Raw genomic sequence first — 12,250 nt, forward strand, 5'->3', positions numbered from 1 at the left:
TGGGGCACGCCCACCGGGTCACGAGGGCTGCCGGCCGCCAGGATATCCGCGCGGGCAGCGGATAGGTTGACGGCATGGCCCGGGCCCAGTTCAGCGCAGAGACCAGCGGCGGTGGCGCGTTCGTCCGCCAGCCGAACCGGTTCACCGGTCGGGTCACCGCCGACTCCACCTCGCCGCCCGGCGGCGGCCCGGACGAGCAGGACCGCTGGCCGCTGGAGGCCGGCCGGTACCGGCTGGTCTGGTGCCGGGCCTGCCCCTGGGCGCACCGGGCGAGGATCGTGCGTGGCCTGCTCGGGCTGGACGACGCGATCTCGCTGGGCACCGTCGACCCGATCCGGGACGAGCGGGGCTGGGCGTTCGCCCTCGACCCGGACGGCTTCGACCCGGTGCTCGGCGTGAGCTTCCTCTCCGAGGCGTATCTGGCCACCGACCCGGACTACACCGGCCGGGTGACAGTGCCGGCGCTCGTCGACACAGTGACCGGCCGGGTGGTCACCAACGACTATCCGCAGCTCACCCTCGACTTCTCCACGCAGTGGCGGTCGCTACACCGTGCGGGCGCGCCGGACCTCTACCCGGAGGCGCTGCGCCCGGAGATGGACGCGCTGATGGCCGAGATCCACATCGACGTGAACAACGGCGTCTACCGGTGCGGGTTCGCCACCTCCCAGCAGGCGTACGACGAGGCGTTCCGGGCGCTCTTCGCCCGGCTGGACGCGCTCTCCGAGCGGCTGTCCGGGCAGCGCTACCTGATGGGCGACGCGATCACCGAGGCGGACGTGCGGCTGTTCACCACGCTGGTCCGCTTCGACGCCGCGTACCACGGGCACTTCAGGTGCAACCGCGACAAGCTGACCGAGATGCCCGTGCTCTGGGCGTACGCGCGGGACCTGTTCCAGACGCCGGGCTTCGGCGAGACGGTGGACTTCGACCACATCAAGCGGCACTACTACGGCACGCACCGGGAGATCAATCCCAGCGGCATCGTGCCACTCGGGCCGGACGAGTCCGGCTGGAGCACGCCGCACGGGCGTGGCTGAACCGGGTCGGCCGGCCGCCCCGACGGTGCCGAGGGCCCGCGGCGAGGTCGCCCGCCGGGTCGCCGGGTCCGCGGCGGCCGGCTGCACGCTGGCCGGTGCGGTGGCGGTGACGCTCGCCGTGGTCGCCGGTCCCGGTTCAGGGCTCACCGGGTACGTCAGCGAGGCGGGCATCGCCGGCAGCGCCCACGCCGCGACGTACCGGATCGGGATCCTGGCCCTTGCCGGCGCGTTGCTGCTGATCGGCGCGGCGCTGCCCCCCGGGGTGTGGGCGGCGGCCCCGGCGCTGCTCGCCACCGGGGCCGTGTTCACCGCCGTGTCCGGGGCGGTGACCTGTTCCGGTGGCTGCCCGTTGCCGCCGTTCGAGCGCGCGACGACGGCGGACCTGGTGCACGGCGGCGCGAGCATCGCGGCGACCGCCGCTGTGGTCTTCGCCATGATCACGCTGGCCGTTTCCGGGTCGGCCGGCCGGACGGTGCGTCGGCTGGCCGGCGTCGCGGCCGTGCTGGCCCTGCCGCTCTGTGCCACGGTGGGGCTGGCGATGTTGGTGATCGGTCGAGGCCCGGTGGTGGGGGTGCTGGAGCGGCTGATCCTCGCCCTCGCGGTGCTGTGGGGTCTGGGCACCGCCTCCGCGCTGGCCCTCTGTAAGGAGCCTCACGCTGTCCGGTCCTTCCGATGAGCGGGAATCGGCGTATCGTCGGCCAGCGATGACCAATGTCTGGGGCCTCACTGTCCGCCTGTATGTCGATCTCCGACTGCAGGCCAGTGGCATCTGTCCGGGCTAGCCGCGTTCCTACGCCTGCCCCGATCGGACCGGACAATTGGATACATCCTCATGCCCTTCAGCCTGCGCAAAATCCCCTTCTCCGTGCAGATCCTGCTCGGCCTCGTGCTCGGCGTCGCGCTGGGCTTCGTTGCCCGCAGCAACGACCTGAGCTGGCTGACCAGCACCCTGCACACAGTCGGTAGCCTCTTCGTCCAACTACTCAAACTGGCCGTGCCGCCGCTGGTCTTCACCGCCATCGTGGTCAGCGTGGTCAGCCTGCGCGGCGTCGCCAACGCCGCCCGGCTCGCCGTCAAGACCCTGCTGTGGTTCGGCATCACCGCGCTGATCGCGGTGAGCATCGGCATCGGCCTCGGCCTGCTCACCAACCCGGGCAAGGGCGTGACCCTCGACCTGGGTGGCGCGGCACCGCCGAAGAACACCGGCTCGTGGACCGACTTCCTCACCGGCATCGTGCCCACCAACCCGGTCGGCGCGTTCGTCGAGGGCAACGTCCTCCAGATCGTCTTCCTCGCCGTCGTCATCGGTGCCGCTGCCCTGCTGGTCGGCGACGCCGCCGAACCGTTCGTGGCGCTGAACCGCTCCCTGCTGGAGATCGTCCAGAAGGCGCTCTGGTGGGTCATCCGGCTCGCCCCGATCGGCACCCTCGGCCTGATCGGCAACGCCGTCGCCTCGTACGGCTGGGACCTGCTGGCCCCCCTCGCGAAGTTCACCACAGCCGTCTACGTCGGCTGCGCCATCGTGCTGTTCGTGGTCTACCCGCTGGTGCTGATCCTGGCCGGCCGCCTCAACCCGCTGCGCTTCTTCGCCGGTGCCTGGCCGGCGATCGAGCTGGCCTTCGTGTCCCGCTCCTCGGTCGGCACCATGCCGGTGACGCAGCGCTCCGTCGAGCGGCTCGGCGTGCCCCGCGAGTACGCCTCGTTCGCGGTGCCCTTCGGCGCCACCACGAAGATGGACGGTTGCGCCGCCATCTACCCGGCCCTCGCCGCGATCTTCGTGGCCCAGGTGTTCGGTGTGCAGCTCGGCATCGGCGACTACCTCCTGATCGCCTTCGTCTCGGTGGTCGGCTCGGCGGCCACCGCCGGTCTGACCGGCGCGATCGTGATGCTCACCCTGACCCTCAGCACGCTGGGCCTGCCGCTTGCCGGCGCCGGCCTGCTGCTGGCCATCGACCCGATCCTGGACATGATCCGCACCGCCACCAACGTCGCGGGGCAGGCGCTGGTGCCGACGGTGGTCGCCGCCCGCGAGGGCACTCTCGACCGCGCCGCGTACGAGTCCGCCGGCCGGCGTGACCTGACCGACCCGGAGCCGGTCGCCGACACCCGGCCCGAGCTCAGCCCTGTTCCTGCCTGACCGATTCACCAGCACGGCGACGGGCCCCTCTCCCCGGGGGCCCGTCGCCGTGTCGGAGAGGATGACCCCATGAGTTCCCTGTTCACTCCCCTGGCCCTGCGCGGGGTCACACTGCCCAACCGGATCGCCATGGCACCGATGTGCCAGTACTCCGCCGGCCCCGACGGCCTGCCCACCGACTGGCACCTGATCCACCTCGGCAGCCGCGCGGTCGGCGGTGCCGGCCTGGTGCTGACCGAGGCGACCGCCGTACTCCCCGAGGGCCGGATCAGCCCACAGGACACCGGCCTCTGGTCCGGTGCGCACGTCGACGCCTGGCGACCGGTGACCGCGTTCGTCGCCGCCCACGGCGCGGTGCCGGCCGTGCAGCTCGCGCACGCCGGCTTCAAGGCCTCCACCTACCGGCCGTGGGCACCCGAGCGCGGTGGCGTGCCGGACGCCGAGGGCGGTTGGACGCCCGTCGCACCCGGCTCGGAGCCCTTCACCGCCGGCTACCGGACGCCGACCAGCCTCGACGAGGCCGGCATCGCCGGTGTGGTCGAGGCGTTCGCGGCCGGAGCCGTTCGCGCCCTGGACGCCGGCTTCGCCGCCGTGGAGATCCACGCCGCCCACGGTTACCTGCTCAACGAGTTCCTCTCGCCACTGACCAACCACCGCGCCGACTCCTACGGCGGCGACCGCGCGGCCCGGATGCGGCTGACCCTGGAGGTGGCCCGCGCGGTGCGCGCCGCTGTCGGCGAGGACGTGCCGGTGCTGACCCGGATCTCCGCCACCGACTGGGTCGAGGGCGGCTGGACGATCGAGGACAGCGTGGTGCTCGCCGGTGAGCTGGCCGGCGTCGGCGTCGACCTCGTCGACGCGTCCTCCGGTGGGGTGAGCACTGACCAGCGCATCCCGCTCGGCCCGGGTTACCAGGTGCCGCTGGCCGCCCAGATCCGCCGCGAGGCCGGCGTGCCGACCGGCGCGGTGGGCCTCATCGTGGAGCCCGAGCACGCCGAGCAGATCGTCGCCAGCGGCGAGGCCGACCTGGTGCTGCTGGGTCGGGAGTTGCTGCGCGACCCGTACTGGCCGCGCCGGGCGGCCGCGAAGCTCGGCCTCGCGTACTCCGGCCCCGCCCAGTACGCCCGCGCCTCCTGATCTCGGCCGGCCGGGCGGCCGCCGCGTGAGCGGCCGCCCGACCGCCGGTCAGCCAGCCAGGTGCGACCAGTCGCCCTCCAGGTCCTGCCAGGTGCCCTGGGCGGCCACCGTGCCGCCGATCAGCACCACGACGTGGTCGGCCCGGACCAACGCCGCGCGTTTCGCTGTCGAGCCGACAACTGTCACCCCGTGGCCGCGCAACGCCTGCCACAGCGCCAGCTCGGTGGTGACGTCCAGCGCCGACGACACGTCGTCGGCGACCAGCAGTTCGGTACGCGGGGCCAACGCCCGCGCCAACGCCAACCGCTGCAACTGCCCGCCGGAGAGCCGGGTGCCCTTGTGCCCGATGAGCAGGCCCAGCCCACCACCGGCGGCGGCCAGGTCATGGTCGAGCTGGGCGGTGCTGACCGCCCCCGCCGCGTCCACCTGGTGCCCGAGGGCGATGTTGTCGGCCACCGTGCCGGAGAGCACCCGGGGCAGTTGACCGACGTAGCCGACCTGGTTGGGACGCAGGAACAGCTCCGGCTCGGTGACCGGGTCACCGTTCCAGGCCAGCTCGCCGGTGTGGTGCACGATCCCGGCCAGCCCGCGCAGCAACGAGGACTTACCCGACCCCACCGGCCCGACGACCAGCACCAACTGCCCCCGCTGCACGGTGAGGTTCACGTCCCGCACGGCCACCGTGCCGTCGGAGTGCACCACCCCGAAACCGCGCAGCTCCAGCCGTCGCAGCGGATGCCGGGGCGGCATGGTCGGCGCCGGCGCCGTCCCGGCGGTCAGGTCGACCTCCGGCACCCCCGCTGAGTACGCGCTCACCCCGGTCATCGCCGCAGTGCGTTGGGTCCAGACCCGCGCCGAAGGCAGCTGGGAGATCAACGAGGCAGTCGTCCAGGCGAACCAGCGGGCCGCGCCCAGGGTGGAGACGGCCACCAGCACCGCCCCGGCGGAGAGCGAGCCGTTCAGGTAGAGCGCCCAAGCGCCGATCGGCAACAGCCCACTGGCCATCGACGGTGTGGAGCGCGCCCACACCTGCACCGAGATCTCCCGTCGCTGCCGGTCGCTGCGCAGCACGTCCAGGCTCGCCAGGTGGCGCAGCACCGCAGTGGTCGCGCCGGCGAGCTTCACCGTCCGCGCCGCGGAGAGCGCGGAGACCAGCGCCGTGGCGAAGGAGGCCCGCGCCGCCACCGTCGCCCGGGCCGCACGCTCCAGCTTCGGCCCGAACAACGTCGCGGCCAGCCCGGAGACGACCATCGTGCCGAGGAAGAACAGCCCAGGTACGACGCTGCCGGTGACCGCCGTCATGGCGACGACGAGCACCAGCGCGACGGTCTGGTCCAGCACGTTGTCGGCGAGCTGGACCACCCGCTCGGTGTCCCCGCCCTGCGCCACCACCTCGGCGGGGGTGTGTGAGCTGACCCGGCGCGGCCCGGTCTGGCCGTGCACCAGGCGAAGGCCGATCCGCAGCATCTGCCGCACCCACCACTGCGGGAACCAGACGTGGGTGTAGAACGGCAGCGGCAGGGTGACCAGCAACCCGGCGACGATCCCCATGGCCGGCAGGTACGGGTTGCCCGTCCCGTCGACCAGGTCCGCCCAGAGCCAGGGCAGCACCGGGCCGTCCAGCCCGAGCAGGCTGAGCCCGAGGAACAGCACGATCGCGGCCGCACCGTACCGGGGATCGTTGGTGCAGAGTCGGAAGATCTCCCGCAGTGTCCGGGCCGGCGGCATCGGCGGCAGCGGCGGCGGGTCGGCCCGGGTCGGCCCGACCGCGTCCCGCGTGCTGTCGGGCGGTGTCTCCCGCGTGGCCTTCGCGTTCGGCTCAGCCCGCGTCGATGCCGGCTCGGTCGGCCAGGCGGCGGCGTGCTCGTTCGCCACGATCGGCTCGGTCGGCCAGGCGGCGTGCTCGTTCGCCACGATCGGCTCGGTCGGCGCGGGTGCCGGCCCGCTCGGCCACGCGTCCGGGCCGGGGCCGACCAGAAGGTCGGTGCCGACGCCGGTGCGACCGGCCGGTGCCACTGCGGCGTACGCGGCGGCGTGGCTGGTCGCCAGGAGTTCGGCGAAGCGGGTCGACGTCTCCAGCGGACCGGCCTCGACCACCGCGCCGTCGGCCAGGACGACCACCTCGTCACAGCGGCGCACCGAGGAGAGCCGGTGCGCGATGACGATGCCGATCCGCTCGCGCAGTAGTCGTTCGGTGGCCCGCTGCACCCGCGCCTCGGTGACCGGGTCCAGCCGTGCGGTGGCCTCGTCGAGGATCACCACGTGCGGCTCCCGGACCAGGATGCGGGCGAACGCCACCAACTGCTCCTGACCGGCGGAGAGCACGTGCCCGCCCTCCCCCAGCCGGGTCGTCAACCCGTCCGGCAGCTCGGCGATCCAGCTGGCCAGGCCCAGCTCGTCGAGCGCCCGAGCCGCCGCGTCGAGCAACTCCGGGTCGAAGAGCGCCACGTTCTCAGCGAGCGTGCCGGCAAGGATCTCGGTGCGCTGCGGCACCAACGCCACCCAGCGGCGCAGCTGCTCGACGTCGAGGTCGCACAGGTCGGTGCCGCCGAGGAAGACAGTGCCCGGCGGCACGTCGACCGCCCGGGTGAGCACCTTCGCCAGCGTCGACTTGCCCGAACCGGTCCGCCCGATCAGCGCGTACGCGCGACCGCGCGCGAAGGTGAGGCTGAGCCCGCGCAGCGCGGCCCCCCGGTCACTCTCCCCGTACCCGAATGTCAGGTCCCGAATGCGCAGGTCACCCTCGCTCGGGCTGGCCCCGCCGACCGGCTCCTGCCGGGCCTTGTAGAGCAACTGCACCCGCGCCCACGCGCCGAGCGCCTCCTGGATCTCCGGCACCATCCGGCTGACGTGCTCCGCTGTCGCCCCGAAGGCCAGGGCGAGCAACCAGATGGCGGTGAGCCGGGCGGCGTCGATCCGGCCGGTAGCCAACGCCCAGGCACCGCCGAGCACCACCGCGCCGATGCCCGCCCGGATCGTCGCGGTGGCCACCGTCGCCACCCGGGCGGACAGCACCCAGACCACCAGGCCACGGGACAGCACGGCAGAGGCCCGCCGGGCGTACAACCGCAGCACGTACGGCCGCGCCAGACTGGTGCGTACGTCGTCCTGGCCGTGCACCGCCTCCTCCATCACGGCGGCCAGGTCGGACCACGCCTCCTCCTCGGCCATCCGGGCCGGGCCGATCCGCGCCGTGGGCCGGCGCAGGCCGACCGCGAGCACCACAGTGAGCAGCAGCATCGCGATCCCCGCCGGCCACCACACGAACACCGCCACGCCCATCGACAACAGACCGACGCAAAGACCCTGGGCGAGCCGGGTGCCTTGGTTACGAATTGCCGACGCCACCTGATAGACGTCCCCGTCGATCCGGTCCAGCAGCTCGCCCACCGGAGTGGTCTCCAGGGTGGGCAGGTCCTGCCCGAGAGCGACACGGCAGAGCCGGCGACGCACGTCGGCGGACCAGTCGGCGGTCAGGCCGGCCATCAACAGACTCACCGCGAGGTCGCTGAGGACCACGGCGACAAGGGCTGCGGCCAGTACGACGAAGAAGCCAGCCGAACGATGCACCAGCACCGCGCCGGCCAGGGCCGACGCGCCCGCCTGCCCTGCGGCGCCCAGCACGATCAGGACGGCCACGATCGTCACACGACGGGTTGAAGTCCCCCACAGATCACGGAGCAGGCGCATGAAAAGTCCTCCGGGACGTGGGTGGCGGAGACCTCAGCCTGCCGGCACCACCCCGTCAACTCAACCGATTTTCCCGTCTCTGAGCTGGGCTTCCGTCCGTTCCGCCAGCGGGACAGCCGACCTGCTCGATGCTGCGGCCACGGCCGCACCGCCCGATACCTGAACCAGACAGGGGGCGCCGAACCGGCGGTTTCGGGGTCAGCCCCGCAGACGGCGGTGGCAAAGCCGGCAAGCACGGCACAGTGGGCGGGCCCGGGGGTTGGCGGGCCCGGGGGTTGGCGGGCCCGGGGGTTGGCGGGCCCGGGGGTTGGCGGGCCCGGGGGTTGGCGGGCCCGGGGGTTGGCGGGCCCGGGGGTTGGCGGGCCCGGGGGTTGGCGGGCCCGGGGGTTGGCGGGCCCGGGGGTTGGCGGATCAGGGGGTCAGAGACGGCGCGGCCGGCCGGTCAGAACCGGCAGGCCCGCGGCGAAGCCGGCGCGGTGGGCAGGTCAGGGCCGGCGGGCCCGGGGGACGGTGCCGGCAGCCCTGCCGGCAATTTAGGCGTTTTACACGGTCTGGCCTGATGTAGCCGATCGCGATGCGATCGGACGCTTCTTGTCGACTCGGGTTCCTTCAAGTCGCGCCGTCCGGGCCGTCCAGGATGCCCGACTTCCGTGAACCCGAGTGGATCACGCAGGTGAGGGCCGGTTCGGCGCTGTCGGCCCGGTGGGTGTGGGTGGTCTGTGCGTTGTGGGTGTTTGTGGGTGGTGACTGGGCGCACCCTCAGGCCGGAATCGTGGCCGGGGCGGGGTCGTTACATACCCTGACGATCGCAGTACCACCGGCCCGCCGCCCGACCCCTGAGGGCTGGTCGCGCAGGTTGGAATGCCAGGCTCCACCCGGTCGTTGCAGTCCCCACGAACGACCGACGGACACCGCCTCGATGAGGGTGCCGGCAGGTGGGCCACCCCCCGGAATGACCCCGGCCCCCCGGTCGTTACAACCCCTACGAACGACCGCAGGCACCGCCTCGACGAGGGTGCCGGCAGGTGGGCCACCCCCCGGAATGACCCCGGCCCTCGGGTCGTTGCACAGGGTCCCGGCGCCACGAGCCCCCGCGCTCGGCAGGTCGCCGACCCGACGCCCCACACGGTGTCACCCCCCAAGACTTTTTCCCCGTTTGATGCAGCGCCGGACGAGGTGCTCACACCCCGTCACCGCCGTTCCCCCTTTTTGGCGGTGTGGGTGTTCTACCCCCGAAGGAGCTACCCCCATGAACACGATCTTCCGTAAGAGCATGCTGTCTGTTGCTGGTCTCGCGTTCGCCGGCGGTGTCTTCGCCGGCCCGATCGCCGCCCACGCCGCCACCCCGGCCGTGGATGCCAAGCCCGTCGCGGTGGCCGTGCAGTCGGCGGCGCCGAAGCCGCAGGGCGACCAGTCCCACATCAGCCTCAACGACGAGCAGACCGCGAACGTGAAGGCGATCATCGCCGCCACGAAGAAGGCCGGCCTCCCCGAGCGGGCCGCGGTCATCTCGATCGCGACGAGCCTGCAGGAGTCGAAGCTGGAGAACCTGGGTCACCTGGGCGACCTGAACGACCACGACTCGCTGGGCCTGTTCCAGCAGCGCCCGAGCTCGGGTTGGGGCACGCCGGAGCAGATCACCGACCCCACCTACTCCACGACCGCGTTCCTCAAGGGCCTCAAGCAGGTCGACGGGTGGCAGGACATGGCCCTGACCGACGCCGCGCAGACCGTACAGGTGTCGGCGTACCCGGACGCCTACGCCCAGTGGGAGCAGCAGGCCACCGACCTGGTCGGCCAGCACTGGAACAGCTGACCCGCACCACAGCACGGCACGACAAGATGACAGCAGGACACCGACCGCTGGCCGGCACCCGCAACCCCGGGTGCCGGCCAGCGGTGTTCCTCTGCTCCGAGTCCGCAGACCTGAATCCGCAGATCTTGGACACTTTCCGTCCAGCGCGAACGGAAAGTGTCCAAGATCTGCGGGACATCACCGCCGCCGCGCGTGGCAACCGGCAGCGGTCAGAAGAGGACTGTGGCCAGGGTGCCGATCGGCTGGAAGCCGCAGCGCTCATAGACGCGGCGGGCCGGGAGGTTGAAGTCGTTGACGTACAGGCTGACGGTGGGGGCGACCCGCAGCAGCGCGTCGCGGACCACGGCTGCCATGGCGGCGGTCGCTATCCCCCTGCCTCGCCACTCCGGTGCCACCCAGACGCCCTGGATCTGCGCCGTCCGCTTGGTCACCACTGCCAGTTCGGCCTTGAACACGACCTTGCCGTCGATGATGCGGGCGTACGCGCGGCCGGTCCGGACCAGGTCGTTGACCCGCCGGCGGTAGCTGCGTCCGCCGTCCTCGGCAAGCGGGGAGACGCCGACCTCCTCGGTGTACATGGACACCGCTGCCGGGAAGAGCCGGTCGACCTCGCCGGAGCGAACCTGGCGTACCTCCGGATCAGCCGGTACGGGCGGCAGCGTGTCGGTGACCAGCAGTGGCTGATTGGGGCGAACGTCTCGCGCTGGCCCCCACGTGTCGGAGAGGCGGTCCCACAGCCCGAGGACGGCATCGGCGCGGCCGACGATCGAGGAGCAGAGCCGTTCCTCGCCCGCGAGCAGGTCGGCGAAGGCAGCCACCGCGGCGTCACTGGCCAGCACCGGGGTCAGGTTGCCGCCGAGCCAGCAGAGTGACTCAAGGTTGCGGCGAGCCCCGTACCCCAGGATTCTGCCCTCGGCTCGCCACCAGGAGAGTCCGCGCGCGGCGATCCGCTCGGCGACCTGCGCGCCCGCGAACGGGTCATGGTCGAGCAGTCGCTCGACCGCGCGGCGCTCCGATTCCCCCAGTTGGCGTACCGGCACCGTCAGCACGACTATCAGCCTGCCAGATCGACCCCCCACTCCGCCGGTCGAGTGGCGAGGCCGGCACCGGTTCTGCTGGCCCACTGATCGGCCGGGTCCGTCCGGCCCAGCGGACGACCGGGGGCACCAGGGCTCCGAGCAGGAGGAACAGCGCACCGAGCACGAGCCAGCCAGGTACGCCCCAGCCGAGCGCGAGGGTGGTCACCACGACCGGTGCGAGCATCTTGCCCAGTTCGTAGCCCATGCCGTACGCCCCCTGGTACTGCCCCTGGGCGTCCGCCGGCGCGAGCCCGAAGGAGATCCCCCAGCCGGCGGCGGAGTGCCACAGTTCCCCGGTGACGTGCGCGAGCGCGCCGAGGCCGAGCAGGCACACCGCGCCGGTGGTGGGCAGCGCGCCGCTGGCGGCGAAGAGTACGCAGGCCAGGGCGATGGCCACGCCCGCTCGGCGGGCGGCGCGGGCGGCTCCGGGCAGTGTGGCGGCGGTATTCGCGGCGCGTACCTGAAGGAGCACCACCAGCACGGTGTTGACCAGCGTCAACGCGGAGACCATCCAGGCGGGGGCCCGGGTGTGGCCGGCGATCCACAGCGGCAGGGCGATGGTGAGCAGGCTGAAGTGCATCGACATCAGCCCGTCGACCACTGTGAAGGCGGGGAACGGGCGGTCCCGTTGGGCGACCAGCCGAGGGCCGTGCGTCGGGGCGGCGACCGGGGCGACGGCTGGCAGTCGAAGGAAGACCACCGCTGCGGCCAGTGATGTCGCCGCCGAGGCCAGGATGAGCGCGACGTATCCGGTTCGGGTGTCGGCGGCGATGGCGAAGCCGCCGAGGACGGCGCCGACGGAGATCCCGACATTGGTGGTGGCCCGTAGGTAGGCGCGGGTGCGGACCCGCTGGTCGGCGGGGATCGCTCCGGCGATCAGCGCGCCGCGGGCACCTCGCTCGACCGCGTCGGCCAGCGCGGTGGCCGCTCCCACCAGCAGGAACGTGGGGAACGACCGGACGGCGACCAGGCCGACCGTCAGGGTGCCGGCGACGAACAGCGCGCCGACCTGCACACCGCGGGGGCCTACGCGGTCGGCCAGGTAGCCGCTTGGGGCGCTGGCCACCACACCGACCAGGGCCGAGATGGTCAACCCGACGCCGACCTGGGTGGCCGACAGGCCGACCGACCGGGTGAGGAAGAGCGCGCTGGCGACGAGCCAGAGGCCCCGCCCGACGGTCTTGACCAGAGTGCCGAGGGTGAGGACCCGGGCCGGACCCGGCGGGGGAAGCAGGCGCATGACCGAGACTTTAACAAGACGTACGTACGGTTTGGTAAATGAGGGTTGTCGGCGATGCATTGCCGATATATCGTTGATGCATCAGCGATAGTCCTAGGGAAGGAAGAACCC

8 protein-coding genes are annotated in these 12,250 nt (G+C 72.5%); 5 read left to right on the forward strand and 3 right to left on the reverse strand.

Annotation, left to right across the window (positions count from 1 at the left end):
- The first annotated feature begins 74 nt into the window (after window positions 1–74).
- From OG992_RS13565 to OG992_RS13580, 4 genes are all read left to right on the forward strand, one after another.
- The gene (locus tag OG992_RS13565; protein ID WP_238686851.1) at window positions 75–1,040 is read left to right on the forward strand and encodes a glutathione S-transferase family protein; all 966 of its coding nucleotides are present in this window, start codon (window positions 75–77) and stop codon (window positions 1,038–1,040) included.
- Window positions 1,033–1,716 carry a DUF998 domain-containing protein gene (locus OG992_RS13570; RefSeq protein ID WP_266303395.1) on the forward strand — a complete coding sequence of 228 codons (684 nt, stop codon included), beginning with the start codon at window positions 1,033–1,035 and terminating at the stop codon, window positions 1,714–1,716. The genes OG992_RS13565 and OG992_RS13570 overlap by 8 nt, the downstream gene beginning before the upstream one ends.
- Before the next feature lie 168 nt (window positions 1,717–1,884).
- Window positions 1,885–3,177, forward strand: coding sequence for a dicarboxylate/amino acid:cation symporter (locus OG992_RS13575; RefSeq protein WP_238686868.1), 1,293 nt, complete (start codon window positions 1,885–1,887; stop codon window positions 3,175–3,177).
- 69 nt (window positions 3,178–3,246) lie between these two features.
- Window positions 3,247–4,314: an NADH:flavin oxidoreductase/NADH oxidase gene (locus OG992_RS13580; protein WP_266303396.1), complete on the forward strand. Its 1,068-nt coding sequence runs from the start codon at window positions 3,247–3,249 to the stop codon at window positions 4,312–4,314.
- A gap of 48 nt (window positions 4,315–4,362) precedes the next feature.
- Here the strand turns inward: OG992_RS13580 and OG992_RS13585 are convergent, their stop codons facing one another.
- Window positions 4,363–8,004, reverse strand: coding sequence for an ABC transporter ATP-binding protein (locus OG992_RS13585; RefSeq protein ID WP_266303397.1), 3,642 nt, complete (start codon window positions 8,002–8,004; stop codon window positions 4,363–4,365).
- A 1,249-nt stretch (window positions 8,005–9,253) separates the two neighbouring features.
- On the opposite strand from OG992_RS13585, the gene OG992_RS13590 reads away from it, so the two are divergent.
- On the forward strand, window positions 9,254–9,820 hold the full coding sequence (locus OG992_RS13590; protein ID WP_266303398.1) for a hypothetical protein: 567 nt from the start codon (window positions 9,254–9,256) through the stop codon (window positions 9,818–9,820).
- Window positions 9,821–10,029: 209 nt separating this feature from the next.
- Here the strand turns inward: OG992_RS13590 and OG992_RS13595 are convergent, their stop codons facing one another.
- Together OG992_RS13595 and OG992_RS13600 are read right to left on the reverse strand one after the other, a co-directional pair.
- On the reverse strand, window positions 10,030–10,869 hold the full coding sequence (locus OG992_RS13595; RefSeq protein ID WP_266303399.1) for a DUF4081 domain-containing GNAT family N-acetyltransferase: 840 nt from the start codon (window positions 10,867–10,869) through the stop codon (window positions 10,030–10,032).
- The gene (locus tag OG992_RS13600) at window positions 10,799–12,139 is read right to left on the reverse strand and encodes an MFS transporter (protein WP_266303400.1); all 1,341 of its coding nucleotides are present in this window, start codon (window positions 12,137–12,139) and stop codon (window positions 10,799–10,801) included. Before OG992_RS13600 ends, OG992_RS13595 begins: the two co-directional genes overlap by 71 nt.
- Between the last annotated feature and the right edge of the window lie 111 nt (window positions 12,140–12,250).

It is taken from the genome of Micromonospora sp. NBC_00362 (assembly GCF_026342155.1).
Lineage (GTDB): Bacteria > Actinomycetota > Actinomycetes > Mycobacteriales > Micromonosporaceae > Micromonospora > Micromonospora hortensis.